26 protein-coding genes are annotated in these 24,830 nt (G+C 60.1%); 14 read left to right on the plus strand and 12 right to left on the minus strand.

All coding sequences use genetic code 11. The features are described 5' to 3' along the window. Positions 1 to 78: 78 nt before the first annotated feature. A complete protein-coding gene (locus ABIC16_RS21210; RefSeq protein ID WP_502958367.1) occupies positions 79 to 282 on the minus strand; it encodes a hypothetical protein in 204 nt (67 codons plus the stop codon). Between the two features lie 27 nt (positions 283 to 309). Next, positions 310 to 894 (minus strand): DNA adenine methylase, encoded by a 585-nt coding sequence (locus tag ABIC16_RS20500; RefSeq protein ID WP_502958368.1) that lies wholly within the window; start codon positions 892 to 894, stop codon positions 310 to 312. A 189-nt stretch (positions 895 to 1,083) separates the two neighbouring features. On the opposite strand from ABIC16_RS20500, the gene ABIC16_RS20505 reads away from it, so the two are divergent. Beyond that, positions 1,084 to 1,515, plus strand: a complete 432-nt coding sequence (locus ABIC16_RS20505) for a hypothetical protein (protein ID WP_354292743.1) — start codon at positions 1,084 to 1,086, stop codon at positions 1,513 to 1,515. A gap of 141 nt (positions 1,516 to 1,656) precedes the next feature. Here ABIC16_RS20505 and ABIC16_RS20510 read toward each other — a convergent pair whose 3' ends face one another. Next, positions 1,657 to 1,845: a hypothetical protein gene (locus ABIC16_RS20510; RefSeq protein ID WP_277969335.1), complete on the minus strand. Its 189-nt coding sequence runs from the start codon at positions 1,843 to 1,845 to the stop codon at positions 1,657 to 1,659. 161 nt (positions 1,846 to 2,006) lie between these two features. Between ABIC16_RS20510 and ABIC16_RS20515 the strand changes: the two genes are divergently transcribed. Together ABIC16_RS20515 and ABIC16_RS20520 are read left to right on the plus strand one after the other, a co-directional pair. Then, a complete protein-coding gene (locus ABIC16_RS20515; RefSeq protein WP_354292744.1) occupies positions 2,007 to 2,822 on the plus strand; it encodes a transporter in 816 nt (271 codons plus the stop codon). Positions 2,823 to 3,084: 262 nt separating this feature from the next. Further along, the gene (locus ABIC16_RS20520) at positions 3,085 to 4,533 is read left to right on the plus strand and encodes a diguanylate cyclase domain-containing protein (protein WP_354292815.1); all 1,449 of its coding nucleotides are present in this window, start codon (positions 3,085 to 3,087) and stop codon (positions 4,531 to 4,533) included. 73 nt (positions 4,534 to 4,606) lie between these two features. Here the strand turns inward: ABIC16_RS20520 and ABIC16_RS20525 are convergent, their stop codons facing one another. Next, entirely contained in the window at positions 4,607 to 5,188 is a 582-nt protein-coding gene (locus ABIC16_RS20525) for an FxDxF family PEP-CTERM protein (protein ID WP_354292746.1), read from the minus strand. Positions 5,189 to 5,395: 207 nt separating this feature from the next. On the opposite strand from ABIC16_RS20525, the gene ABIC16_RS20530 reads away from it, so the two are divergent. The 3 genes from ABIC16_RS20530 to ABIC16_RS20540 all read left to right on the plus strand — a co-directional run bounded on the left by ABIC16_RS20530 (position 5,396) and on the right by ABIC16_RS20540 (position 7,315). After that, on the plus strand, positions 5,396 to 5,629 hold the full coding sequence (locus ABIC16_RS20530; protein ID WP_354292748.1) for a peptidase S24: 234 nt from the start codon (positions 5,396 to 5,398) through the stop codon (positions 5,627 to 5,629). 182 nt (positions 5,630 to 5,811) lie between these two features. Next, the gene (locus tag ABIC16_RS20535) at positions 5,812 to 7,128 is read left to right on the plus strand and encodes a hypothetical protein (protein ID WP_354292750.1); all 1,317 of its coding nucleotides are present in this window, start codon (positions 5,812 to 5,814) and stop codon (positions 7,126 to 7,128) included. A gap of 4 nt (positions 7,129 to 7,132) precedes the next feature. Next, positions 7,133 to 7,315 carry a hypothetical protein gene (locus ABIC16_RS20540; RefSeq protein WP_354292752.1) on the plus strand — a complete coding sequence of 61 codons (183 nt, stop codon included), beginning with the start codon at positions 7,133 to 7,135 and terminating at the stop codon, positions 7,313 to 7,315. Between the two features lie 8 nt (positions 7,316 to 7,323). Here the strand turns inward: ABIC16_RS20540 and ABIC16_RS20545 are convergent, their stop codons facing one another. From ABIC16_RS20545 to ABIC16_RS20555, 3 genes are all read right to left on the minus strand, one after another. Then, positions 7,324 to 7,638, minus strand: coding sequence for a DNA adenine methylase (locus tag ABIC16_RS20545; RefSeq protein WP_502958369.1), 315 nt, complete (start codon positions 7,636 to 7,638; stop codon positions 7,324 to 7,326). A 410-nt stretch (positions 7,639 to 8,048) separates the two neighbouring features. Beyond that, complete coding sequence (locus tag ABIC16_RS20550) at positions 8,049 to 8,738, minus strand: HPP family protein (protein ID WP_354292754.1); 690 nt, start codon at positions 8,736 to 8,738, stop codon at positions 8,049 to 8,051. Positions 8,739 to 9,065: 327 nt separating this feature from the next. Next, positions 9,066 to 9,647 carry an FxDxF family PEP-CTERM protein gene (locus ABIC16_RS20555; protein ID WP_354292756.1) on the minus strand — a complete coding sequence of 194 codons (582 nt, stop codon included), beginning with the start codon at positions 9,645 to 9,647 and terminating at the stop codon, positions 9,066 to 9,068. Positions 9,648 to 9,852: 205 nt separating this feature from the next. Here ABIC16_RS20555 and ABIC16_RS20560 point away from each other — a divergent pair, with 205 nt between their 5' ends. Further along, complete coding sequence (locus ABIC16_RS20560; protein ID WP_354292757.1) at positions 9,853 to 10,095, plus strand: peptidase S24; 243 nt, start codon at positions 9,853 to 9,855, stop codon at positions 10,093 to 10,095. 223 nt (positions 10,096 to 10,318) lie between these two features. Continuing rightward, on the plus strand, positions 10,319 to 10,567 hold the full coding sequence (locus ABIC16_RS20565) for a hypothetical protein (protein ID WP_354292759.1): 249 nt from the start codon (positions 10,319 to 10,321) through the stop codon (positions 10,565 to 10,567). A gap of 312 nt (positions 10,568 to 10,879) precedes the next feature. Here the strand turns inward: ABIC16_RS20565 and ABIC16_RS20570 are convergent, their stop codons facing one another. Further along, positions 10,880 to 11,176, minus strand: a complete 297-nt coding sequence (locus tag ABIC16_RS20570) for a hypothetical protein (protein WP_354292761.1) — start codon at positions 11,174 to 11,176, stop codon at positions 10,880 to 10,882. Positions 11,177 to 12,111: 935 nt separating this feature from the next. Here ABIC16_RS20570 and ABIC16_RS20575 point away from each other — a divergent pair. After that, entirely contained in the window at positions 12,112 to 12,597 is a 486-nt protein-coding gene (locus tag ABIC16_RS20575) for a hypothetical protein (protein ID WP_354292763.1), read from the plus strand. A 496-nt stretch (positions 12,598 to 13,093) separates the two neighbouring features. On the opposite strand, the gene ABIC16_RS20580 is transcribed toward ABIC16_RS20575, so the two are convergent. Beyond that, the gene (locus ABIC16_RS20580; protein WP_354292765.1) at positions 13,094 to 13,642 is read right to left on the minus strand and encodes a TetR/AcrR family transcriptional regulator; all 549 of its coding nucleotides are present in this window, start codon (positions 13,640 to 13,642) and stop codon (positions 13,094 to 13,096) included. Positions 13,643 to 13,784: 142 nt separating this feature from the next. Here ABIC16_RS20580 and ABIC16_RS20585 point away from each other — a divergent pair, with 142 nt between their 5' ends. The 4 genes from ABIC16_RS20585 to ABIC16_RS20600 all read left to right on the plus strand — a co-directional run bounded on the left by ABIC16_RS20585 (position 13,785) and on the right by ABIC16_RS20600 (position 20,989). Next, positions 13,785 to 14,972 carry an efflux RND transporter periplasmic adaptor subunit gene (locus tag ABIC16_RS20585; RefSeq protein ID WP_354292767.1) on the plus strand — a complete coding sequence of 396 codons (1,188 nt, stop codon included), beginning with the start codon at positions 13,785 to 13,787 and terminating at the stop codon, positions 14,970 to 14,972. Between the two features lie 6 nt (positions 14,973 to 14,978). Further along, positions 14,979 to 18,185, plus strand: coding sequence for an efflux RND transporter permease subunit (locus ABIC16_RS20590; RefSeq protein WP_354292769.1), 3,207 nt, complete (start codon positions 14,979 to 14,981; stop codon positions 18,183 to 18,185). A 3-nt stretch (positions 18,186 to 18,188) separates the two neighbouring features. Next, a complete protein-coding gene (locus ABIC16_RS20595) occupies positions 18,189 to 19,796 on the plus strand; it encodes an efflux transporter outer membrane subunit (RefSeq protein WP_354292770.1) in 1,608 nt (535 codons plus the stop codon). 767 nt (positions 19,797 to 20,563) lie between these two features. After that, the gene (locus tag ABIC16_RS20600; RefSeq protein ID WP_354292772.1) at positions 20,564 to 20,989 is read left to right on the plus strand and encodes a hypothetical protein; all 426 of its coding nucleotides are present in this window, start codon (positions 20,564 to 20,566) and stop codon (positions 20,987 to 20,989) included. Positions 20,990 to 21,073: 84 nt separating this feature from the next. Here ABIC16_RS20600 and ABIC16_RS20605 read toward each other — a convergent pair whose 3' ends face one another. Continuing rightward, entirely contained in the window at positions 21,074 to 21,466 is a 393-nt protein-coding gene (locus ABIC16_RS20605; RefSeq protein WP_354292774.1) for a DUF1622 domain-containing protein, read from the minus strand. Positions 21,467 to 21,530: 64 nt separating this feature from the next. Beyond that, positions 21,531 to 21,896: a hypothetical protein gene (locus ABIC16_RS20610; protein ID WP_354292776.1), complete on the minus strand. Its 366-nt coding sequence runs from the start codon at positions 21,894 to 21,896 to the stop codon at positions 21,531 to 21,533. A gap of 84 nt (positions 21,897 to 21,980) precedes the next feature. Here ABIC16_RS20610 and ABIC16_RS20615 point away from each other — a divergent pair, with 84 nt between their 5' ends. Next, positions 21,981 to 22,895: a pepsin/retropepsin-like aspartic protease family protein gene (locus ABIC16_RS20615; RefSeq protein WP_354292778.1), complete on the plus strand. Its 915-nt coding sequence runs from the start codon at positions 21,981 to 21,983 to the stop codon at positions 22,893 to 22,895. 335 nt (positions 22,896 to 23,230) lie between these two features. On the opposite strand, the gene ABIC16_RS20620 is transcribed toward ABIC16_RS20615, so the two are convergent. Then, positions 23,231 to 24,661, minus strand: coding sequence for a DUF6880 family protein (locus ABIC16_RS20620; RefSeq protein WP_354292780.1), 1,431 nt, complete (start codon positions 24,659 to 24,661; stop codon positions 23,231 to 23,233). Positions 24,662 to 24,830: the final 169 nt, after the last annotated feature.

A 24,830-nucleotide genomic window follows, 5' to 3' on the forward strand; every position in this document is an offset into this window, starting at 1 on the left:
CTAAGCCGCCGGTCCGTGGACCGGCGGCTTTTCGATTCAACTCATCACGTTGATTAGTGTCGAGGCCGGAGCAGGTTGCTATCCGCGCACAATGAACTCCTTGACCGGTTTGCCCGCGCCAGCGGCAGATGTGCCGATCGAGTACGTCGTATCCACCTCCTCGAGGTCGAAGCATCCGAAAACGTCCCGGGCACCACCAGTGGCGTTGATCGTCAGAATGAAGCGTCCGGCGATCCCCGCCAGCTGCTCGGCCAAGCGCTCGAAGTCCGCACGCTCGAACACACCGGGCCCATAGTCGCCCTCGCAGCCTCAATAAGGCGGATCCAGGAAGAACAGCGTCTCGGGCCGGTCGTATCGCCGGATCAGGTCGGCGTAGGGCAAGCGTTCGATCACGACGCCAGTCAGGCGCTGGTGGAGCTCATCGAGCATTGGCGCGAGCTTCGTTACGTCGAAGCGTGCCGGCGTCCGCCGATCGACGCCGAAGTTCCGGCCGTCGACCTTACCGCCAAACGAGAGCCGCTGAAGGTAGAGGAAGCGCGCTGCCCGCTCGAGGTCGGTCAACGTCTCCGGTGTCGCCGCGCGGAGGCGATCGAACTCCGCCCGACTGGTGATCTGCCATTTCAGCACGTCCATGAACTGGGGGTAATGCCGCGGGAGGATCCGGAAGAGGGTGGTGACATCCGCGGAGATATCATTGATCACCTCGGCCCGGGGCTGGCGCGTGCGCTTCAGGAACACGCCGCCCATGCCGACGAACGGCTCGACGTAGGTGTCATGCGGTGTCGCAACGATCAGGGCGCAGAGCCGGCGTGAGAGGTTGCGCTTGCCGCCGATATACGGGGCAGGGGGCGAAACCGGGCGGACGGCCCTCGAAGGTAATTCGCCTGCCAGCATGTTTGAACATTTGTGACGCATCCGCAGTTCTGGAGCACAGAGCCGATCTTGTAGGAAAGCGCTTTCGGGGCGGTCATCTTGTTTTAATTAGGTATTTTACGGTGCCATACCTACGATCGACCGGATTCGGAGCTTAATCAGTATCGCCTGCTATCGCTGGATATCGCAGTCGCACGGGAGTTAAACGCAATGGCAATTTCTGCTGCCGTCCGTGAATACAGAGATCATAGAGACGGTGTGACCAGGACGTTAGACCGTGCGCGGCCGTGGTTGAATCTCGGTCACAACGAAGCTTGGGATGCCCTTCTGCAGTTTCGGCAGGAATTGTCGAAGCGGATGCAGGAGTTCCAAGTTTTCAAACACAAAGCCCTTTTTGACCCCATGATCCAGCAGGGCGGTCCCCGGCAAAAAATCGGGCGGCAACTGAAGGCGGAATGCATAAAACTAGGTACGGACTACACGGCGTTTCAATGGAAGTGGACGCACGCTGACGTTGGAGTTCGGTGGCCTGAATACAGGCTTTCAGCCCTCGCAATGATGGCGACGATCCGAAAGGCGCTCGCCGATCAAGACGCCATTATACAAAAGCTGGAGGTCATGACAGGCAATGGTCGTCCGTGACGCACGTGCAGTTCGCCCCTGCCTTCTGATGCACCGCTGCTCGTAAACACTCCCGCCGCATCCGATCGGACACACGTCTCCTAGGTAGCGCGGTCGGGACTGCGCGGATACACATCGAGAGCAGCCCGGGACCAATGGTCATCACTCTCCTTCGACATGTACCTCGGTTGATCGTTCCGCAGCCTTTGCCGCAATGCGCTCGTCCCGCGTCGCCAGCGCGGCATATGCGGCTGCAGATCGCTGTTCACGGAGACGAACGTTTTCGAGTGTGGCCGAATTCGCCGCAGCCTGGGCGAGCTCAGCATTTTCGCGATTGGATTTGAAAATCACGCCATCTTATCCCTACCTGACTGGAAGCACGGTACACGCCAACGTTGTATGGCTCCAGCGATCTTGCTCAGCATTCGTTTACCATAGTCCGGTTTGAAAGTGACGCTTTACGGGAGCCGATCGTTCGATAGTGAGTGCCCCAAGCAGTTCAGGGGGAAGAGATGCGTTGGTTTAAAGAGATACTGGCCTGCAGCGTGGCATGCATCGCCGTGGGGGCTGAGGCTGAGGACAGCAATGCGGACCGGCTCTGCAGTGAACGCCCAGGGCTAACGACTACCGCCTGTATCACCGCGGCCGGCCGCCTCCAGACCGAAACGGGGCTCGCCAGCTGGACGCTGGAGCAGGGTGACGGCGAGCGCACCGATACGTTCCTAATTGGCGATACCTCCGTTCGTTATGGCATTGGGGGGAAAACCGAACTTCGCTTCGGCTGGACACCATACGGGTTTGCGCGAGATCGACACGCGGACGGTAGCGTCGAGCGCGCCGGGCGCATTGGCGACGCGACCGTCGGCGTCAAGACGTCAATCATAGAACGTCAGGGTGATACCGGACTAGCGATGTCAGCCTTGGCTACTGCGATCTTACCAATCGGGCGGCTACCAATTGGCGCCGGGGATTGGGGCGTCTCGTTTCAGCTTCCGGTTACCTACCGTACCTCAGACAAGATCTCGCTGCAGGCTACCCCAATTGTGGCTGCTGCGGTCAACGACGACGGTCGAGGTCGTCATTCCCTCTACGGAAGCGCGTTGGAGGTAGAATACTCGCTGAGTGAGGCCGTTAAAGCTGATCTCAGTGCGCAGGTTACGCGCGATGATGATCCTGATCCACAAGTCCGCGGTACGCCAGCGCTAGGCAGCGTTGCTGTTTCTTGGCAGCCAAACCGCAACATGCAGTTGGACCTAGGTACCAACGTTGGCCTGAACAAAAGCGCGCCCGATGTCGCGGTCTATGCGGGCGTCTCGCACCAATTCTGACCGCGAGCGCCGAACGATCCCTGCGTTGCTGCGAGCCGATCCTGGCCGAATGCCCCATATGCCGGTCGAGATCTGACAGTCTTTCATGCCGCATGCGTACCAACCGGTACGGCCAGGTCAGACGAGGATAAACCCTTCATCTTTATCACATACGATAGATACCGTGAGAACCACCGATCGCCCATCGTTTCGCGACCTGCCTGAAGGGACGTATGTAGAACTCGTTTCGAGCATGTGCGGGACGCGAATGCCCGCGGTGATCATGACCGTCCTGTTTCTACTGGTCGGCGCTGCCAGCGTGCGGGCCGCGCCCGATCGCACGCTGGCAGCGCTCGTTGTAACCGGCGGCGTAATGAGCGCGGCGCGTCTCGGTGTTCTGTTCGCCGGGCGAAAGCTTTGTGACCAGGCACAAATGTCGCCGATTAGAGCGCGGCGGTTCGAACTGCAGTTCGCGCTGAGTTATTGTGGGTTCGCAGCGGTCTTTGGGGCCTTTGCCGCTCGAGCCTATATGCTTCCGCCCGCAGAATGGCAGATGCCGATTGGTATCCTGGTGGTTGGCTATGCCGCTGGTGCTGCATCCACCGTCGCCATGCGGCCGTGCATTGTCGGCTGGAGCCTGATGCTTTCGGTCATCCCCCCGACATGCATCTTATTGATGCGCGAAAACGTAAACGCCGCTTTAACTTCGGTGTGTCTGCTCGCTCTTCTCATGGGGGGCATACGCAGCGCTCGCCAGCGCTACCGGTCACAGCGTACCAAGACCACAACGCGACAAGTTCTCGCCCGACAAGCGCGCACCGATCCTCTGACCGGACTCGGCAACCGTCTCGCGCTCGTCCAGGCGTTCGAGTCCAGCAGTCGGAACGAGCGACTAGGGCGGATCGCCCTCCATTACGTTGATTTAGACAAGTTCAAACCCGTCAATGATCAGTTCGGGCATCAGGCGGGGGACCGTCTCTTGTGCCTCGTTGCTGATCGATTGTTGGGGTGTGGGGCCGCCGGCGACGTTGTCGTTCGGATTGGAGGCGACGAATTTGTACTGGCGCAGTTCGACACCTCTGGTGACCGCGACGTCGACGAGCAAAGAATGCGGATCGAACGATCCTTGAACGCACCGTACATCTTGAATGGACGTTCGATCGAGGTGGGGGCGAGCATCGGGTCCAGCCGTCACGCGTCGTCCGTTCAGACGCTGGACGCGCTTTTGGTCGCTGCGGATACTGCGCTCAGCCAGAAAAAGGCCGAACGACGAGATGCGCGCGAACCGGGCGTCCGCTCCGCCGGTCTTCAAGCGCAAGGTAGCGCCTATGAACTCCCCGCCGACAACTCCGCCTGGAACAAAGGCGAAGAGCGAGCTCGGCTATTAATAGACGGGATCGCGGTTGCTTCTTGGGAAAGCGCGCCGGACGGCCTGATCGAAACCGACAGTGTGAGCTGGCGGGCTTATACGGGCCAGAGCTACGACGATTGGAAAGGATATGGTTGGGCGACTGCTATCCACCCCGATGACCGGATCGCCACGATGCGCAAGTGGCGTGAGACCGTCCACGATCAGCAGTCGGTTGAGGCACAATATCGGCTAAGACGGTGGGACGGTGCGTACCGCTGGATGCAGGTGCATGCGGTACCATTACGCAACGGTGATGGTTTAATCGTAGGATGGCTGGGAATGAACATCGATATTGATGACCGCAAGCTCGCCCAAGCGTAGCAAAAATTGTGTGGTCGACGCTCCAGAAAATGCCGCCAATTTTCATTGACGGCATTTTCAGAGCGAAACGGGATTATGCGAAAGCGACAGTCGAGCTGCGGCGACGATAGCGCAGGCCTGCGCCCATCATGCCGAAGCCGGAAAGCATCATCATCCAGGTCGCGGTTTCTGGAACAGCCGAGGTCGGGGTGAACGAGAGGCTACCGCCAATCGATGCGCCACCGAACGATACGCCGTTGACGGTGAGCGTGTTCAGCTTGCCAGCCGTGATCGGAAGCATACCGAGCGAAGCGAACTCGAAACGCCCATTAGGCGCCATGTCGGCCGCCACGCCGTTGAAGAAAACCGACGTGAAGTTGATGTCAGTCAGTGCGCCGAGCGCGCCCGACGCGATCGAGGTGACCGACCCGCTGCCCATACCGTTCGTTGGCAAGGTGAACGTGAACGACTCCGAAAAATCACCCGCGGCAATGTTCCGAACCCCGAACGAACCGTTGAACGTGCCAGCGCCGCCAGGAGCGGCGGTGAAGAAGCCGTTGTTTGCATTGTTTTGTGCGGTTGCGTTCACGGGGAACACAGCAGCAGAAGCAGGGGCAACGCCAGCAACCGACGCGATGGCAATGGCAGCAGCGGCAGCAAGGAACGTGGTACGCATGTTTATAACTCCGAGAATTGCGACCTGCGGATCTGCAAATGCCATGCCAATTGCAGATTCTAGCGATTGTGGCTTCGATGCCCATGACGAAATGTAAAGCTCAGCGACAGTTCGTCCGCCCCTGCCGAACCTTTCGATGTTAGCGCTATCGACAAATTGTTCTTGGTTTCACAGTATTTTGCAAAGCGCAGAATCAGGGACGGTCTCGTGAAGCCTATCGTCGCCGCCACACCCGATCAGGTGCGCGAAACGTTGCGATCGCTTGCTAAAGAAAACAGGGTTCCGCTCGCGCCATTGTCACGAATGGTCGGTCGATCATCCGATTATCTGTCCCGGTTTGTGCGCGGTGCAGGACGCTACGGGCTGAAAGCCGATGAGCAGGAGTTCCTAGCAAAATTCTTCCGCGTCGATCCGCGCCTATTCGGCAAGCGAGAGGACTAGGAGCCCTGAACCAATGGATCCGGCAACTGCTTGTTTGCAACCCTCGAAACCATGGTGCGATCTGGAAGCTGTGATGTATCGTACCGGTAACCGCCCAAGTCCCCCCAAGCGACGAAGGCGGCCAGGGTCGTAGCTCCGGTTGTCTCCGAACTGGGACCCGCGTTCGCCAGTTGGGATACCGAGTGAAAAGACATTTCGCCAGACGGCGGGTATTGCGAATTGCTCTTGCTGTCGCAGGAGGACTGATTTTGGTCCTAATCTTAATTCTTTTTGCCACAAGTAGCGGCAGGCCCAATGTGGATGAGCTCGCGCCGCCGACCGCTGAACAGGTTGGCGCAGGCCGCGATGCATTTCTACAGTTAAAGGCAAGCCGGAATGACCCGACCGGTTCCACTCGCATACAATTCGGTCCCGCTCAGCTTGATGGCATGAGCGCCTTGGCGACACACGGTTTCCAGCCCGATCGCTTGAGAATGGAAGTTGGGCAGGGAGACTTGAGCATCGCTGGCAGCCACCGTCTTTACGGAGGACGTTGGCTGAATATTAGCGTCGTCGTTCAAGGTCACAGCCAGGGATTTCCGCCCGTTGATTTAAAGATCGGGCTTGTGCACCTACGCGGCTCCTCGGCGCGCTGGGTGATAGAGCTTGGACGCCTGGCGTTGCGCCTCCGTCATGTCGATGTTCCACCGCTCGACCAATTGGTGCGTGGTGTGACGATCAAGGATGATCAGATCATTGCCGATATCCGACTACCCCGTAAAAGCGGATTGGTAGATCAGGTGGCTGGACTCCCCAGCTCCTCTGCAGACGGTGCCTTGGTGGCAAGGATTTACTGTAAGCTCGCCTCCCAGGAACAAGCTGAGCCACTTGGTGAACTAACAGACCAGGTACATCGAGCTTTCACAACATCGGATACTGATGCTGGAACAGCTGAGTATAATCGCGCAACATTTATCGCATTAGCGATGTTGCTTGTCGACGAACGAGCTGGCGATCTGGCTGGGAAGGCGCGGGCGGACACCGCGTCGTGCCGAACCAAGTTCACGCGGACATCCAATGGTTCGCTAGTGAGCATTCACGGAAGGGCTGACTGGCCCAAGCATTGGGCACTTTCTGCAGCGCTCGCGGCAGGAACCAGCACGCACTTGGCGGAAGCGATGGGCGACTGGAAAGAGTTGGCGGACAGCCTTGCCAAGCAATCCGAATTCGCGATTGGCGACCCCACAGGTTTTTCGTTTGCTGACCTAGCGGCAGACCGGTCCGGTTATGAAATAGCACAGGCCGCCGTTCGGCCCCAGAACGCCGCAGCCTTAGCTCGCAAGCTTAAGATCGCGACAGCAGAGGAGTTGCTGCCGGCAGAGCTTACAAACCAGGAAGACGGTCTCTCGAACGCAGAGTTTGTGGGACGATACGGTGGATTGTCCGATCCACGTTTTCGCGCTCGTGTGGGTCAGATTGATACCACGCTCCATCGAGCCGGAGTCTTGCACGGACTTTAGATCGATGCACGAACCGACCGAGGCGATGGTCAACCACGGCTTCAACACCGGCAAGGATTTCGAGTTCGACGTCAAGGCGCATTGCCGCTTGATGATCGACGCCGCCCTTGCACCCCCGGCCGCAAATCTGAAGGAGAAGCGCTGTGGACGTGATATCGGCGACGCACTTCGTCGGGTTCCGCGGTGACGAGTACATCAGCGCCGTGCGGATATGGGGAAAGCCGAACTTCTTCCACCGTGTTTGGGACCGGCGAGCGGTACGCGATATTGATCCGGCTGACACGGATCGTTGATCACCTCGGCCCGGGGCTGGCGCGTGCGCTTCAGGAACACGCCACCCATGCCGACGAACGGCTCGACATAGGTGTCGTGCGGTGTCGCATCGATCAGGGCGCAGAGACGGCGCGATAGGTTGCGCTTGCCGCCGATGTACGGAGAAGGGGGTGAGACTGGCCGGATCGGACTAGACGGCGGTTCTGTAGCTGGCGGATTGGCTGGTTGGTGGCGCATCCACGAGCCTGCACCACAGGACGGACACTGTAGGAAAGCACTTTCGCCACCGCTTTAAGCGAAGTGAAGCCTTGGGTGAGTCCGGACGGAATGTCTGAATTCGGTGGTCAGCGGACCTTCGTGCTTCGCGCCTGTATCCGATATTTAAGCCGTCCAAGCACCAGGCCAATCGGGATGGAGACGATAACGAGTGCGACAATGGATACAGGCCACGACCAATCGCGCGCCCTTGCGAACACAAGAAATAGGTAAGCGAGCAGCGCACCCAATGCGTGGAAGCCGTAGTCGTATCGGTCGGGGTTGTCGTCCTCGCATAACCCATCATGGCCAGCTCATCGAATGTCCGCAACTGGGCGAAAGCGGAATGGCTGGGATTGAAGGTTAGAAGACACGGCCGGACGCGCGACGCCTTAGTTTCGTTTTCGTTCTGCCGCGTGGAACTCGACGCGGCGAAACAGCAGGTCAAGGTCTTCTCTGCTCACATCGAATGTTTCGCCAAGGTCAGCGAGTGCCAAATCGATGTCTGCGGGGTTCGGTACGCCCAGTTCGGACGCAGCAAGCTCGTGGCCCGCTATCGGTATGGCACGGTGTGGATATGAATGCCCTGATGCCTTGTGGAACGCGAACCCCGCAAGGATTAGAATGACCGAATTGATCCCAACTGGCACGAACGGAAAGGCATAGCCAGCGCTCAGCACCGCAGGGCCTCCGATGACCGCGGTCAACGCAGCCGCTCCGCCGGGAGGATGCAAGCAACGAAGCAGCGACATCGCCAATATTGCCCCGCCGACTGCAACCCCAACCGCAAGAGACGGTATAGGGACGAACCGGGCTGCTGTTACACCAACGAGCGCCGATACGACATTACCCCCCACCACCGACCAAGGCTGCGCCAACGGGCTAGTCGGAACGGCAAAAACGAGCACGGCCGAAGCACCGATGGGCGCTACTAGAAAAGGTAGCGGCGCCAGTCCATGCAGAGCCGCTGCTGACACCAGACTCGTCAGCATTACGCCAACCAGCCCGCCCACACATGCGATAAGGCGGTCCCGCAGGGTTGCGCCGGCCAGAACAGGAACAAAAGAAAACGACATTCTCATATGTCCGCGGCACCTTTTAGGATGATCTGATCCGAGCCGTACCCGGGCGTCGTTCGAACTACCATGCGCGCGCTATACTACTTGGCGCGCTAAAATCCGCTCCCGGGATCAAATTAGTGTAGCGTGAATGGCGGGGACGTGGGCGTTTCCAGACATTCCGCTTCACTGCCTGAAAGGCTGCCGGTCGGCTTGTAGGAACGGTAGGAGCCTTAGCTGCGCGTGAACGTAGAGACCCCTCTCTACCGGACGGCCCTCGCGAAGGCGGCACGCAGCAAAAAGCCGCCACCCTTCCGGGCAGCGGCTTATCGTTAGGACAGCATTGGTCTGTTAGGCGTAGACAGCCGTCGTCGAGCGGCGGCGATAGCGCAGGCCTGCACCCGTCATGCCGAAGCCCGCGAGCATCATCATCCAGGTCGCGGTTTCTGGAACAGCCGAGGTCGGGGTGAACGAGAGGCTGCCGCCAATCGATGCGCCGCCAAACGATACGCCGTTGACGGTGAGCGTGTTCAGCTTGCCAGCCGTGATCGGAAGCAGACCGAGCGAAGCGAACTCAAAACGGCCATTAGGCGCCATGTCGGCTGCCATGCCGTTGAAGAAAACTGACGTGAAGTTGATGTCAGTCAGCGCGCCGAGAGAGCCCGACGCGATCGAGGTGACCGACCCGCTGCCCAGACCGTTCGTTGGCAAGGTGAACGTGAACGACTCCGAAAAATCACCCGCGGCGATGTTCCGAACGCCGAACGAACCGTTGAACGTGCCAGCGCCGCCAGGAGCGGCGGTGAAGAAGCCGTTGTTGGCAGTGTTTTGTGCGGTAGCGTTCACGGGGAACACAGCAGCAGAAGCAGGGGCAACGCCAGCAACCGACGCGATGGCAATCGCAGCGGCGGCAGCAAGGAACGTGGTACGCATGTTTAACTCCGAGAATTGCGACCGGCAGGTCTGCAAATACCATGCCGATTGCAGATTTCCGCGAGTTTGGTTTCGATATCTACGACGAAGTGTAAAGCTCAGCGACAGTTCGTCCGCCCCTGCCGAATTTTTAGCTGTTAGCGCTATCGACAAATTGTTCTTGGTTTCGCAGTATTTTACGAAGTGCAGAATCAGGGACGGTCCAATGAAGACAAGCGTCGCCGCCACGCCCGATCAGGTGCGCGAAACGTTGCGCTCGCTCGCCAAAGAAAACAGGGTTCCTCTCGCACCTTTGTCACGCATGGTCGGTCGACCATCCGATTACCTGTCGAGATTTGTGCGCGGCGAAAGAGGCGACGGCTTGAAAGCCAACGAGCAGGACCTCCTGACAAAATTCTTCCGGGTCGATCCGCGCCTGTTCGGAGCGCGACAGGAGAGGGAGCCCTGATCCGATGGGTCCGGCTGCTGCTGGACTATTGACGCTTGAATCAGTGGTGCGATCTGGAAGCTGTGATGTATCGTACCGGTAACCGCCCAAGTCCCCCCAAGCGACGCAGGCGGCCAGGGTCGTAGCTGCGGTTGTCTCCGAACTGCGACCCGCTTTGCTCCCGCCCTCCGCCCCACCTGACCCGTAGCCGGGATGTGCCAGCGGGTTGGATAGGGAGATGACTATGGACATGGTCGAACGCGTCGCGCGCAAAATGTGCGCTTTGGACGGGCATCGTCAGAACACCCAGTACGAAGGCAAACCGATGTGGGCGAGCTATGCGGAGGAAGCACGCACCATCATCATGACCATGCGCGAGCCGACCAAAGCAATGGAGGTTGCATGGGGGCGCAACTCGCCGGGCGGATCAAACGCACAGCGTGACTGGAACTCTATGATCGACGCCGCCTTGGCCAAACCGCCGCATGTTTGACCGCTTGCGCGGATCGCTAGGTGCGATCAGTCTTTGCGAATTAAACGCCCCGTCTCACTCCCGCTCAACGATGATCCCGCGGCAATGACCGATCGCGAGTTGATCGCGTCGTATCAGCGAACCGGAGGCGAACCCGGCGATCCCGAGGCCGAAGCGATCCTAGCCGAGATCGAGCGCCGCGGCTTCGATATCTAACGCCGCCCCTTATCAACGGGCTGCGAGTTCACCGCCGACCCTGCGTGTCAAAGATCCCGAGTTGCCGGCCCCGGGCAAAATGGTGGCTCCGGTCCCGGGAATCGCCGTTCCAAGCAGTCAGGCACGCGCGGTAATTGTTCCGTTCGCGATGGTTGGGTCGATCGCGGTGAACGTTGCCGATGTATCGCCGCTGTTCGGGGAAATCGTCGGCTTGCCGGAGAAGGTCGGGGCCGGAACCGCGGACACCGTGACGGCCGTCGACGTAATCGTGATCGTAGATCCGTCGGACCCTTGGGCGGTGATCTTGCGGGTGAGGCTTCCGGTATTGCCGGCGCCAGGAACGATCGTCGTCCCGGTACCGAGGACCGTGGTTCCAAGCAGCCACTGGCGAAGTATGATGGTGCCGTTGCTCACCGTCGGATCTCGACCAGCTGCGCGCCGCGCGCGGCGCGGTGCGGCATGGTTGAATCCGTGATCTCACCAAACCTTTCGGAGCGTTTTCCGAAGCTTTTCGACCTCTGCTCTGAGGTCCTCCCATTCAAAGTTCGTTGGTGCGCCCGATACCGTTATAAAAGCGCTTTCCATATGAACGTCGACACTGGTGACGTCGCCCCGTTTCGTCGCTCTTATCGCCTTAGAGATCTGAGCCTTGGCCAATTCCTGTTGGTCGGCCGTACTGAAGAAGTCGATCATGCGGATGAGCAGGTCGGGTGCGAGTATGCGTTTCTCCTTAGGCGAGCGACATCTGACCCAAGCCATCACGCTGTCTTTGAGCTCCCAATAACCCGAAACCGTCATGGTTTGTCGTTCTTTGCAGCGAAAATGGTGCTCGCCAAAATCGGTATCAGGAAACCGCTAACCTTTAGTGAAACGACGTCGCTGCTGCGAGACGTCGAATTTCGTAATTGCCGATACGTGCGCGAAGGCGCCGTAATCTCGTGTCAGGCGCCGCGCAGCGTCGGAACGGCTTCACATCATACACTCTGCTGTCCCGCACCGACCGTTGCGCTGTCCCTCGTCGACAAGCGCTTGAAGTTTACCGGGCATCTCTCGCACCAGGGTTTCCCACTCGGTTGCCGTTCGGCTCTCCCGGCCCCCTCCGAGGGTCTCGTAACTAACGTGCGCGCGAAGGCGTTGGGTCTCACTGAAAACGTCGAATTCCACGCCCGCCATGCGCGCCTTCGGCCGGCTGACGTCGACCGTGTATCCCATCATGGCTCAGTTCCTCCCCGTCGCCCTGGAGGGATAGTGCGCGCCGCTACCCTTGGGTTCAAGTGATCATCCGGTCTTGTTCGCTCCTCATTTAGGGGGAGGCTGCCGGCGTTCCCTGCGTCGAGGGGGTCGACGAAGTGACCGACCTTTCGACCATCGATTTCGCCGCCGCCGCGCCGATCATCAAGCGCCTTGCTGAGGTCGCCGAAGCCTTGATCTTGAGCCATGCGGACGCCGTGGGCCTTACCTGCACAGCCGTTGAAGTCGCGCCGCGGGTGTACCACGCAGCCAAAGCGCGGTTTGCGAAGCCTGCGGAACATCGCCGGTCCGCGACGAAGCCGAAGACGCACCGCAAGGCCACCGCCGTGCCGGTCTGCCCGCCGTCCGGCATCGCCACGATCGGCGCGCTTCCGAACATGTCGCGCCCACTGGTGCGACGCTGGCTAAGCGCGCGCTTGAGCGCCTTTTCGTCGAACGTCCGAGGGATGCCACTGCGTGGGCCTGGAGCTGCGGCGGATCACCGCCAAAACTTCCGCAAGTTCTGTTCGCCAGTTACGATCGACGGGCTAGCCGATGGCCTCAACATCGTGGTCGAGCCCAACAAGACAGGCGATTCCACCTAGCTCGAAGCGATCCGCGCAACGTTCTTCGCGCCGCACCGATCGAGCAATCAACTGACGCGCTCGTACCAGCCGTTCGACAAGAATGTCACCCCTGAAGTCGAGGTTAGCTTCGAAGTCGCGGGGGTGCCATGGACGGTCACCAAACGCTTCCTCAAGTCACCTCCGATGAAGGTGAGGGGGCCAAGTGATAGGAGAGAAGCCTCGCAGCATATGCAGGTGATATTGCTGACATGCCGTGAGCTGGCATTTCGCCACATGACCGGCACTAAGCTCGTACTTTGACTTCGGGGCACATAGACCGGTGGAAAGGGTGGAAAGCGGCCCGGCCGCTTTCGGGCGGCGATAGGCGGTAAGCAGCCATTCGTTCAGATTGCAGAACAGTGGGCTAACCGGCTGATTGGGTGAAAAGCGCCTAACTGCTTTACGCGTCAAATGTGGGTAAATGGGCGTTCGCCCATATGGCGAGGCAGGCTCCCGGATGAACGATAGTCTGGGTTCACGCACTCTCAATTAAACATCGTATCAACTTCTCGCTCGCGGCTGCGACGTTTCCTCCATGGAGTGCTTCAGTGCAAACCGAGCCGATTGATACGATCATGAAGGCCTCCGCAAGAAGGCGGTGCTCCGCGCTCACAAAGTTACTTGCTGCTAAACCGGCAAAAGCCCGACTTATGTTTTCTGACATTGTCTTACGAACATCAGAGAAGATTGCGCTAATCCGTTGGTTCCGGGATGCCTCAGCTGCTATTTCCAAGAAAAGCCTGTCACCAACCTCCTCCTGGCGACAGGTTGCAGATGTCAGCCATATCATGATTCCGTCACGGTTTCTCGCCGCCAATGCCCTCTCGAGAGTAGCCAAGTCCGCGAACTTCTTGCAGTCCGCCTCCACTATTGCTGCAATGATGTCCTCTTTGGAGGGAAAATCGCGGTACAGCTGCTGAACGGCCACTCCGGACTCTCGAGCGATCAAGGCAATTCCGGTCGAATGGAAGCCGTGCTCTACAAAGAGCCGCCGCGCCACCGCCTTGATGTTGTGACGGCGCAACTCCGCGCGCGAGGGGGGCGGGCATTCAACAGTCGACAATCTAAGGTCCTCTCTCATGCCTTGTTGACGCACTCAACTGGCACGTCTAACGACGCCGCTCGTGAGTGATCGCTCTCATACTTTTTTTCAAGCGGGAAATTTTATGTCCTCCAATCGGCTGATGCGCTGCGTGTTGGCGTCAAGCGTTTTGCTCGCACTGCCGGCGTGTGGTGCGAAGCAGCCGCAGCAGGCGCCGCAGGGGCCTGCACCGGTTGGCTATGTTGAGGTGAGGCAGGAGCCGATAACCCTGACGACGGAATTGCCTGGACGAACATCTGCGTTCGAGACATCTGAAGTGCGACCTCAGGTCAACGGGCTGGTGCTCCAGCGCCTGTTCGTCGAGGGCGACGTGGTTCACAAAGGCCAAGGGCTCTATCGCATTGATCCGGCCCCCTACGAGGCACAGGTTGCAAGCGCCCGCGCCGCGCTGACGCGCGCCCGCTCCAGCATCGCTTCTAGTGCCGCGTTGGCTCGCCGCTATGGCGAACTGGTAAAAATTAATGCCATCGCGCGTCAGGAATTTGAGAACGCTCAAACCACTTCAGCGCAGGCGCAGGCCGACGTCGCGGCGCAGCAGGCGACGCTGCGCACTGCACAGATTGATCTGGCCCGTACGACCATTCGGGCGCCAATCACCGGTCGGATCGGCCGGTCGGTATACACGACGGGCGCACTGGTCTCCGCATCCCAGACCAACGCCCTCGCAACGATCCAACGCCTTGATCCGATCTATGTCGACATTCAGGAGTCCAGCGCCGATCTGCTCAAGCTCCGGCAGCAAATTCTCAATGGCCAACTTACCCGCGACGGCAACGCTCGCGTTCAGTTGAAGCTTGAGGACGGCAGCGAATATGGCTCACAGGGAACGCTGCGCTTCGCCGACGTCACGGTCGATCCCTCGACCGGGTCGCAGGTCATCCGCGCGCTGTTCCCGAATCTGAACGGCCTGCTGCTGCCGGGCATGTTCGTCCGCGCGTCGCTCGTCGAGGGCACGCAGGCCAACGGCATCTTGGTCCCGCAGCGCGCGGTCAGCCGCGACGAAAAGGGGCTTCCCACCGTCATGGTCATCGGCGCCGGGAACAAGGTTGAGGTGCGCTCGCTTCAGGCTACCCGTGCAATCGGCACAAACTGGCTGGTAACGAGCGGATTGAAGCCGGGCGACAAAGTCATCGTCGAGGGTGGCATGATGCTTCGTCCCGGCATGCCTGTTCAGGGCAAGCCATGGAATCCTAACGCGCAACCCGCCGGTGCTCAGCCACAGCCGGGTAAGGCGCAGGCACAGGCGAAGTAACCAGCCATGTCACGCTATTTCATTGATCGCCCGATCTTCGCCTATGTGCTGGGCGTGATGGTCATCATCGCCGGTATTCTGTCGCTACGGACCTTGCCGATCGCGCAGTTCCCGGCGATCGCCCCGCCGGCCGTCTCGATCACCGCCAACTATCCGGGCGCAGACGCGCAGACGCTCGAGAATACGACGACTCAGATCATCGAGCAGCAGATGAAGGGGATCGATCACCTCCGATACTTCTCGGCATCGTCCTCGTCCGCGGGAACGGTGACGATCACGCTCACCTTCGAGCAGGGTACCGATCCGGACATCGCTCAGGTCCAGGTGCAGAACAAGCTTCAGGCTGCAACGCCGCTGCTCCCACAGGAGGTGCAGCGCCAAGGCATCGTCGTGGCCAAGGCGACACAGAACTTCCTGCTCTTCGTCGGACTTTATTCCGAGAACGGAAAGCACGACGCTGCCGATCTGGCGGATATCGTCGCGTCGAAGATCGCTGATCCGCTGTCCCGCGTTGCCGGTGTTGGCGATACCCAGATATTCGGTTCGCAATATGCGATGCGGATCTGGGTCGATCCGATCAAGCTTAACAACTACGCGTTGACGATGACGGACGTGACCAACGCGGTCACGGCGCAAAACGCGCAGGTCTCCGCTGGTCAGATCGGCGCACAGCCGGCCCCCAAGGAGCAGATGCTGAATGCCACGGTATCCGTGTCATCCCGCCTGACGACGCCTGAGCAATTCGCTAAGATCCGCCTGAAGAGTGGTGCCGACGGGTCGGTCGTGCGGCTGGGCGACGTCGCCCGGGTCGCGATCGGTGCAGAGAATTACGCCTTCTCCGCGCAGTGGAACGGCAAGCCCGCTTCGGGCATCGGCATCAAGCTTGCGCCGGGCGCAAACGCCCTAAATACTGTTGTCGCCGTCAAGGCTCGGGTCAACGCACTCGCCAAACAGTTCCCGCCGGACGTGAAGGTAGTCTTCCCGTACGATACATCCCCGTTCGTCCGGCTTTCAATCGAACAGGTCGTTGAGACGCTGATCGAAGCGGTCGTGCTCGTCTTCCTCGTGATGTACCTGTTTCTCCAGAACTGGCGCGCAACGCTGATCCCGACGATCGCAGTTCCGGTCGTGCTGACCGGGACCTTCGCGGTGCTCGCGGCCTTCGGTTATTCGATCAACACGCTAACCCTGTTCGGTATGGTACTCGCGATCGGCCTGCTGGTCGACGATGCGATCGTCGTAGTCGAGAACGTCGAGCGACTGATCACCGAAGAGCACCTCTCCCCCAAGGAGGCGGCGCGCAAGTCGATGCAGGAAATTACCGGCGCGCTGATCGGCATCGCCGTGGTGCTGTCGGCGGTGTTTCTGCCAATGGCCTTCTTCGGTGGGTCGACCGGCGTCATCTATCGCCAGTTCTCGATCACGATCGTGTCGGCTATGGTCCTGTCGGTCGCGGTCGCTCTGATCCTGACGCCAGCGCTTTGCGCGACGATCCTTAAGCCGCACGATCCCAACAAGGGGCAGGGCAACGGGCCGCTGTCGCGGTTCTTCCGCTGGTTCAACGACCGGTTCGATCGAGGTCGGGCACGCTACGAGGGTGGGGTACGTTCCACGGCAACCCGGTGGGGCCGTTCGCTCATCGTCTACGCGCTTATTGTCGCAGGAATGATCTTCCTATTCACGCGCCTGCCCACTGGTTTCCTGCCGGACGAGGACCAGGGCGTGATGATCGCGTTGGTACAGGGGCCTCCTGGTGCCACGACCGCACGGACCCAAAAGGGTTTGGACTTGGTGCGCGATCACTTCCTGAGCGACGCAGGCGATGCGATCCGAGGTGTCTACACTATCAATGGTTTCAGCTTCGCGGGTCAGGGACAGAACAGCGGTATTGCCTTCATCCCGATGAAGGAATGGAAGGACCGACCAGGCGCCAAGAATAAGGCGCAAGCGGTGGTCGGTCGTGCGATGGGTGCTTTCTCGAAATACAGCGACGGACTGATCTTCGCGGTCATTCCGCCGGCCGTGCAGGAACTGGGCAACGCCACCGGATTCGACCTGCAGCTGGTCGACGAAGGCGGGATCGGCCACGACAAATTACTGGCTGCCCGCAACCAGCTGCTAGGAATGGCGTCGCAGAACAAGTCGCTGATGGGGGTCCGACCCAATTCGCTCGACGATGCGCCGCAGCTCAAGGTGAACGTCGATCAGGACAAGGCGGGCGCGCTTGGACTCGATCTCGCCTTGGTCAACAGCACGATCGCGACGGCATGGGGCGGGGCCTACGTAAACGACTTCATCGATCGCGGTCGCGTGAAGCGGGTCTATATCCAGGCAGACTCGCCTTATCGCATGGCCCCCGACGATATCGGCAAACTCTACGTACGCGGCGCGAATGGCAACATGGCGCCGTTCTCGGCCTTCTCCGACGTGTCCTGGAACCAGGGCCCGACGCAGTTGACGCGCTACAATGGCCAGCCGTCGATGGAGATCCTCGGACAGCCGGCGCCGGGCGTGTCGTCCGGAGCCGCGTTGAAGGCGGTCGAGGACATGCAAGCCAAGCTTCCACCGGGGACGCGGTTGGACTGGACCGGGCTCAGCTACGAGGAGCAGCTGTCCGGAGGACAGGCGCCGGCGCTGTACGCCTTGTCGCTGCTGATCGTCTTCCTATGTCTCGCAGCGCTTTATGAAAGCTGGTCGGTGCCGATCTCGGTGATGCTGGTGGTTCCGCTCGGGATCGTCGGCGCGTTGCTGGCCGCCACATTGACCGGTCTCAACAACGACATCTATCTGCAGGTCGGCCTTATCACGACGATCGGCGTCTCGGCGAAGAACGCGATCCTGATCGTCGAGTTCGCCGAAGAGAAGATGCGGGACGGGCTGAGTGCATTCGACGCGGCGATCGAAGCGGCAAAGCTGCGTCTTCGTCCGATCCTGATGACGAGTCTGGCCTTCATCTTCGGCGTCTTCCCGCTGGCGATCTCCAGCGGAGCGGGCGCAGGTGGACAGAATGCCATCGGTCGCGCGGTAGTGGGCGGCATGCTGTCGGCGACCGTGCTGGCGATCTTCTTCGTCCCGATGTTCTTCGTCGTGGTCATGCGCCTGTTCAACCGCAAGAAGGCAGAGCAGCCGGGCACGGACGATCCCAGGTCGGACGGCGATCGATACGATGATGGCGCGCATGGGCACGAACCCGCGCCGTCGCAGGGAGTCTGAGTGATGTTGAACAGCAAGATCGTCCTTGGCCTGCTGGGCGCGACGGTACTGGCCGGCTGCAATCTCGCGCCGAAATACATTCGCCCCCTGGGGGAAGTCCCGGCTGCTCTACCGGCAGGCGGTGTGTACCCGGTCGCGCCGACGGATGCGCCGGACCTCACTAAGATCGGCTGGCGGGAGTTCTTCACGGATGACCGACTGCGCAATACGATCGCGTTGGGATTGCAGAACAATCGCGATTTGCGGATCGCGGCCGGCAACGTCCTGCAGGCGCGCGCGCAATATCGGATCCAGCGAGCCAATCTTGTTCCCTCAGCGACGCTGTCCGGGTCGGCGACGTACACCAACAATATCCAAGGTGCGACCGGCGCGCTTGGCGGGGCCACGGGGAGCGGTACCGGAACTGGCGTGGGAACCGGTACTGGAACTGGAACGGGTACCGGGGGTACTGGAGCTGGTACCGGCGGTACTGGGGTTGGTACCGGCGGTACTGGAGTGGGCGCAGGGATAGGATCGTCTTCGTCCAATCTCGAGTTCTATTCGGTAAACCTCGGGGTCTCGGCTTACGAACTCGACCTGTTCGGTCGTTTGCGTAACCTGAGCCGTGCAGCGCTAGAGCAGTATTTCTCCACCGAAGAAGCGCAGCGGTCCACCCGCATCACGCTGATCGCCGAAATAGCCACCGCATGGTTGACCTATGCATCGGACCAGGATCAGCTTCGTATATCGCAGGAATCGCTCAAGTCGTTCGAGCAATCGCTTGAACTGACCCGCGCGCAGTTCCGTATCGGTGTCGCGTCCGAACTTGAGGCACAACAATCGGAGACGACGTATCAGGCGGCTCGCAACGACATAGCAGTGCTGCGGACCCGTCTGGCGCAAGACAAGAATGCGCTGGACCTGTTGGTCGGCACGCCGGTAACCCCGCAATTACTGCCGCAAGGGTTGGGGAATGGCGAGGTCGCGATCAAGGCCTTGCCCGTAAGCCTTGCGTCCGACATCTTGCTGCAACGTCCCGACGTGCTCCAGGCCGAACACCAGTTGATTGCGCAATATGCCAATATCGGGGCAGCCCGGGCTGCCTTGTTCCCCAGGATTTCGCTCACCGGAACCCTCGGGACGATCAGCCCCGCGCTGAGCGGCCTCTTCTCGGGAGGGAGCTTCACCTATACCGCAGCTCCGGCGGTCTCCCTTCCCCTGTTCGACGGAGGCCGGTTGCGCGGCAATCTGCAGGTTGCGCGTGCGCAGCAGCAGGTTGCGGTATCGACCTATGAGCGAACCGTGCAGACGGCGTTTCGCGAGGTCGCCGATGCGCTGGCGCAACGTGGGACGATCGACGAGCAGATCGCGGCGCAGACTGCGCGTGTAAATGCGGCAAACGCTGCATTGCGCATATCGGACGCACGTTACCGGGCCGGGGTAGAGTCGTTTCTGACGACCCTAGATTCACAGCGGACAGCCTACGCGGCGCAGCAGCAGCTCGTTACGACGCGGCTGAACCAGGGGAGCAATTTGGTCGAGTTGTACCGGTCGCTTGGGGGCGGTTTAGATCCGGTGGAACGCGATGTCGGGCAACGCAGAGAAGTCTCGTATAGGACGCAAGGCTCTTAGTTCGTCTGGGTGGGACTTTTGGCCTTTGTCGACACCCTGAGTCCTCGACTTGGGCTATGCCTCGCAGTGCACATAGTGTCGCGGATACCGGATGCCATCATTGCACTTTATGACTGTAAGAAGCCCTCCAACCCAAGCCGACGGGCATCGAGCGGCAAACGTTTTCGACTTGCATATCGACACTCGTCTTGGCGGGCCTCGGCATAAACCCTTGGCCGCCGTAGACTTCCTTCGCGGGGTAGGCGAGCTTTCGGTGTAGTCCTTAAAGCCCTACGCTTATCATGAACGCTAGCGGGTCCGAAGACCATGGGGCCATCAGGGGTAGAAAGCGGCCCAGCCGCTTTCGGGGGGCGATAGGATGTAAGCAGCCGTCGTTCAGCTGGTGGGCAGGGGGGCTGTGCCGGCGGCTTTGGTGGTTGCTGGCCATGGCAACGCACTGGAAAGGATAGGACCGATCAGGGGAGGGCTGCGCAGCTAGGCGGCGGCCGCCCTCGCAAGAAGCTCGACGTCGGCGCGGTCATAACTGAGGCGGAAAACGAACGCCAGGAACATGAATGAAAGTCTGAAGCTGTGCACGCGAAGCAAGAATGCATATAAACGCTTGTGCGTCGGATGCGACCGCCGAAGACAACTCGATTGTAGGTCTTGTATCTGCGCTCGACGGCCAGCATCTCATTTGCAGTTTCGGAGGCGATGCCATCCTCTCATAAGGTAGGAACCAGTGGTCAAACCCATGCGCTCCGGGCGCTACGACCGAGGGAAGAGCGATGGATGAGTTTGCGCGCATGATGAGTATGGAGGGTGTGCGTCCTCTTGATAACGCGAAGGAAAAATCCCGCCGTGTTGTCAAACAACGGTCTCTAGTCCCCAGCCAACCCTCATTAACACCGCTGGAGTTGGGGCCAAGCGACCATGCATGGGTTACAGGAAAACGTGCTCGCACTGCGCTCGAGACGGCGCTGGAGCGTCTTGCCAGCGAGATCCGCAATGGACGGCGTGGCTGGGCAACCGGCATTCTTCAGGATGGCAGGACGGTCACGTTGCCGGCTTCGTCAGGAGCGGCATCGCTGCTTGGCACCGCAGATCGTCAATCGCTACGCCTTATGATTGTCGGCGGCGACGGCTGGACCTTTGTGATGCATCCTTTGATGGGGGTCGCTACGCTCGACGACGATCCTGCTCAATCCGAATGAACGAGCGTCCGGATATGGAATGCAGGTGGAGCGACCCGAACGTCCAGACCTGGGTCATCGGCAACTACGATGCTATGCTCTGGGTCAGTCTTTCTGATTGCCGTCGTATGGCGCTCCGTGTGCTGATTGTCTTTTCTGCCACGGCCACCGCCCGTCTATCTCGACCTCGAGCGAAAAGCTTAGAAAAGTCCTGATTAGTACGATGCCGGCTAAAACGAGCAGGCTCTCGATCGTCGGCTCAACCGCCACCGTGTTTATGATGTCCGCCGCTACCAGGAACTCCAATCCGAGCAGGATCGATCGGCCAAGACCCGAGCGGAAGTCGGCAACCAAAATCTCCCGGCTCGTCGCGCCTTTGACCAACCCGATCAGGAAGGCCGCGAGCGTTCCGAATGCGCCCACAACAATGATTGCCGTGCCGACAATCTCAACGGCGCTTGTCGCCAGATGGATCCAGCCGCTTTCGTTCGTGATCATGGCGCTTCATGCCTCAAAGGCATCGACCGCACAAATCGCTGTATGAACTCAGTTATCGCAAGGGTCACCGAGCGTACAAACTTGGCAGGTAGGCGAGCGCTGTAGAATGGCTGGATCGCGGTCCCTTCTCGCTGGCACGCGTCTTAACACGCAACGCTTTACCGACCTCGAAGCCCAACGCCGCGACAAAGCGGTCGTCCCAACCATAGGGATCGTTGCGCACAATCGGTTCGCCCGCGTTGTCCAACAACACCGTCTGGTAAAGCATCCTCACCAAGATCTGTTTGAGACAGCTTGACGAACGTCTCTTTGCCCGTGCCGTGCGGTGATGCCATTGAACGGTCATGCGCTCGTCGCGCGCCAGTATTTCGGTGAAGCCGAGCGCGGCGTCGACTCGGACGCAACCGTGACTACGATGCCGCTGGATCATCGCAAACAGCTGCTTGGCAGCAAAAGCCCAACGCTTGCATCAACAGGCTATGCCCTCTCCAAGCACACTGTTAAGGCATAAGCGATGTTCCATCTCATCGCATTCATTGCTCTCGCGACAGTATCTGCCGTGCCCATGCCTACCGTTACCGGGCCCAGCGCAGCTTTGAACCGCGCAACGACAAGCCTCAACGACAAGTCGCAGTGCGTACCGTTTAAGTGGATTGCAAACGCCAAGGGGTCGGTCCGTGGCGCGATAAGTGTGCCGGTAGCGGTAAATGGTCGGTCGCTGGAAATGCAGCTCGACACGGGTGCTGATGTCATCAGCCTTTATGGGCATCTAGCCGAGCAATCGCACTGGCTGAAAACAGGAGAGGAGACGTTCAAAGCTGCGCGGTTCAAAGTCGCTGACACTGACCTCGACCGGCCGACTATCTACGTCAATTCTGACATGGAAGCCGACGCCGACGTGCAAGGTACGCTCGGCCTTCCAGCGCTTCTCGGTAAAATTGCGATCCTCGATTATCCTCACAAACGGTTCTGCGTGTTTGCCGAGGCGGATGTGCCCGCAGCGATCGCCGAAGCACCATCCGTTCGCGCGATGCTACGCAACTCCAAACTCTACGTTCCCCTGTCGATCGGTACGTTCAACAGCGACGCCTTTGTGTTCGATACCGGGTCTAGCGAATTGCCGCTCAACGTCGATTTAGCGACCTGGCGCACACTGACCAACCGCGTAACCACCGATGGCGCGCCGGCAAACTATCAGGGCAGTGCTTGGGGTAAGCCGCTTATTATCCCAGGCGCACCTTCCACCAGTCTGGTTTCCATCGGCAAAACCTCTCTCGGTCGTGTTACTATCTTCACCAATCCTGCTCAGCCGACCGGTTTTGCCGACTGGCCCGTGCAGACCATCGGCGTGCTTGGTAATGCTCCCGTCTGGGATGGGATTGTTGTTCTCGACCTGACCGCTAGGGTGAGGTTCGCCATCATCCATTAGAGATGGGAGCAGCATTAGCATCGTCATGATGCGAACCGCATAGGTATCGCATTAATCTAAAACGGGCTAGAAACCGCGCAGTTGCAGCTGCCGTAGTGCAAAGCGCCTCATGCGGGGTTCGGTCTCGCCTTCCACACGGCAATGTCCTGAAAGCGGTCGGACCGCCACCAACCAATTCACCTTGTTCATGACGTACTATCAGACACTAAAGCGGCGAAAGTAGATATGAACGAGTGTCTATTGGGGAGTGGGGAAGGGTGCCCGAATGTCTGGGTATGGGTCGAAGGCGGCGCGATCTTGTTACCGTTCGCTTCATGCCGCCTCGCTCTATTCGCTTAAGCATCCCAAAAACCGCTTTTACGTGCGTGACGCCGCCTAAGGTCCGCCACATACTCGACGTGGTTTGGATGCCCGGCAAAATTGTCGATCCGCCGGGCAAGACTCTCGCAGGTCTGGAGATGGCGGGCAGCGTGGCCGTAGCGCTTGTATTTGGCGGCATCGAGTGAGAAATCGATCATCGCCCGCAGCACGAGCGTGGCGGCGAGCGGATGGCGCTGCTCGAGCGCGTCGGCGGCAGAGGTCAGCAGCCAGTATTGGTTGCCGTCGAGTTCGCTGGCCCGAACCATGATGAGACCTGCGGCGCGGTCGAGCGCGGGCCAGTCGATCAGGAAGGCGAGCGCTTGATGGAAGCTGGTAAAGCGTGACGCGAAGCTGAGAGCCCGCTCCTCCGCCTCCATGTCGCCGAAATCCGGCAGCCGCTTGAGGTGCGCCCGGAGGTACCCGGCATCGAGACCGCGCTCGAACAGTTTCCAGCGCTCGCCCTGCGCTTCGTCGGATCGTCCGAGGGCGTCGAGCACCTCGATCCGTACGCGCTGCCAATCGGGCCAGTGGCCGCCTCGGCGAAAACCGTCAGCTGCCCCGTCGAGCGCCGCAAGCGCCTCGCTGGCGCGATCGGCCGCCAGCATCCGCTCGGCGATCGCCGCTGCTATTGCAGGGTTGGCGCGTTCCCCGTCCGAATAGCGGCCCGCGAACCCGTCGACATCGCCAAGCTCGTCTGCGATCTTGGTCAGCGCCGAGCGAACGAGGCGTCCATGACGACCCTGCTCGTAATCGTCCTGATAGATCGGCCAGCGCGTACTCAACCCGATCATCCGGCGTTCGCCGCCTGCGTCGCCTACGGGAGCGTTGGCCGCCAACTCCTCGAACTGCGCTTTGAGCCGGTTCAGCCCGTCAGGCCCGAGTGCCTGCGACATCAGGCCAATCAACTCATCGAACTGGCCATAGTCGTTCGCGCAGACCGCCGCGAACACCCGATCGGCCAATGCGCCGACTGGCTTGCCGGCTTTAACGGCGATCGCAGCGAGATCGTCGCGTGCGGAAGCGATAACACTGCCGATTGCGCCGTTGCTGTCGTCGCAGCGCTCGTAGATCGAGGGCGCCATCTCCAGCATACGCCAAAGAAGGTCGAAGGCCTCACCCGGGCTCCTCGCCGCGACATGGGCGTCGATCGCCTCGCGCTGCGTCTCGAGGTCACGGGCGAGTTCCTTCACCTTGCGCCAGTCGACGTACGAGCGCGATCTGGCGATGGAGACGAGCCGCTTGCGGATCTCGCCCGCGACGTCACCGCTGGCGCGGCTCGCCAGCTCGAGCCGCAACCGGCGCTTGGCCGCAGCGTCACCGGCGGTCACGTCTAGCAACAGCTCCGCTAGGCGCTCGGCTCCAAGGGCTGCGAGGTTCTTTGCATTCAACGTCGTCTCGGACGGCATTCCTGTCCGTCACGAATAGGGCTCGATTCGTCAAGCGGCGCGACAAGTTGAAGACCGGCAAAAGCCGTGTGAAGCGGCCAACTTGAGAGACGGAGATCAGCGCCCGGCGCGGCTCAGCCGCCTCGACTAAAGCCCCAAACCCTCCGCTCGGACGAGGTGAACCAAGGAC

The organism is Sphingomonas sp. PvP055 (assembly GCF_040546365.1).
Classification (GTDB): domain Bacteria; phylum Pseudomonadota; class Alphaproteobacteria; order Sphingomonadales; family Sphingomonadaceae; genus Sphingomonas; species Sphingomonas echinoides_A.

What these genes read in the sequence shown, in the direction of transcription:
- ABIC16_RS20500 (WP_502958368.1), bottom strand. Translation starts at nt 894, where the DNA reads ATGCTGGCAGGCGAATTACCTTCGAGGGCCGTCCGCCCGGTTTCGCCC.
- ABIC16_RS20505 (WP_354292743.1), top strand. Translation starts at nt 1,084, where the DNA reads ATGGCAATTTCTGCTGCCGTCCGTGAATACAGAGATCATAGAGACGGT.
- ABIC16_RS20515 (WP_354292744.1), top strand. Translation starts at nt 2,007, where the DNA reads ATGCGTTGGTTTAAAGAGATACTGGCCTGCAGCGTGGCATGCATCGCC.
- ABIC16_RS20520 (WP_354292815.1), top strand. Translation starts at nt 3,085, where the DNA reads ATGACCGTCCTGTTTCTACTGGTCGGCGCTGCCAGCGTGCGGGCCGCG.
- ABIC16_RS20525 (WP_354292746.1), bottom strand. Translation starts at nt 5,188, where the DNA reads ATGCGTACCACGTTCCTTGCTGCCGCTGCTGCCATTGCCATCGCGTCG.
- ABIC16_RS20540 (WP_354292752.1), top strand. Translation starts at nt 7,133, where the DNA reads ATGCACGAACCGACCGAGGCGATGGTCAACCACGGCTTCAACACCGGC.
- ABIC16_RS20545 (WP_502958369.1), bottom strand. Translation starts at nt 7,638, where the DNA reads ATGCGCCACCAACCAGCCAATCCGCCAGCTACAGAACCGCCGTCTAGT.
- ABIC16_RS20550 (WP_354292754.1), bottom strand. Translation starts at nt 8,738, where the DNA reads ATGAGAATGTCGTTTTCTTTTGTTCCTGTTCTGGCCGGCGCAACCCTG.
- ABIC16_RS20555 (WP_354292756.1), bottom strand. Translation starts at nt 9,647, where the DNA reads ATGCGTACCACGTTCCTTGCTGCCGCCGCTGCGATTGCCATCGCGTCG.
- ABIC16_RS20560 (WP_354292757.1), top strand. Translation starts at nt 9,853, where the DNA reads ATGAAGACAAGCGTCGCCGCCACGCCCGATCAGGTGCGCGAAACGTTG.
- ABIC16_RS20565 (WP_354292759.1), top strand. Translation starts at nt 10,319, where the DNA reads ATGGACATGGTCGAACGCGTCGCGCGCAAAATGTGCGCTTTGGACGGG.
- ABIC16_RS20585 (WP_354292767.1), top strand. Translation starts at nt 13,785, where the DNA reads ATGTCCTCCAATCGGCTGATGCGCTGCGTGTTGGCGTCAAGCGTTTTG.
- ABIC16_RS20590 (WP_354292769.1), top strand. Translation starts at nt 14,979, where the DNA reads ATGTCACGCTATTTCATTGATCGCCCGATCTTCGCCTATGTGCTGGGC.
- ABIC16_RS20595 (WP_354292770.1), top strand. Translation starts at nt 18,189, where the DNA reads ATGTTGAACAGCAAGATCGTCCTTGGCCTGCTGGGCGCGACGGTACTG.
- ABIC16_RS20600 (WP_354292772.1), top strand. Translation starts at nt 20,564, where the DNA reads ATGGATGAGTTTGCGCGCATGATGAGTATGGAGGGTGTGCGTCCTCTT.
- ABIC16_RS20605 (WP_354292774.1), bottom strand. Translation starts at nt 21,466, where the DNA reads ATGATCACGAACGAAAGCGGCTGGATCCATCTGGCGACAAGCGCCGTT.
- ABIC16_RS20610 (WP_354292776.1), bottom strand. Translation starts at nt 21,896, where the DNA reads ATGATCCAGCGGCATCGTAGTCACGGTTGCGTCCGAGTCGACGCCGCG.
- ABIC16_RS20615 (WP_354292778.1), top strand. Translation starts at nt 21,981, where the DNA reads ATGTTCCATCTCATCGCATTCATTGCTCTCGCGACAGTATCTGCCGTG.
- ABIC16_RS20620 (WP_354292780.1), bottom strand. Translation starts at nt 24,661, where the DNA reads ATGCCGTCCGAGACGACGTTGAATGCAAAGAACCTCGCAGCCCTTGGA.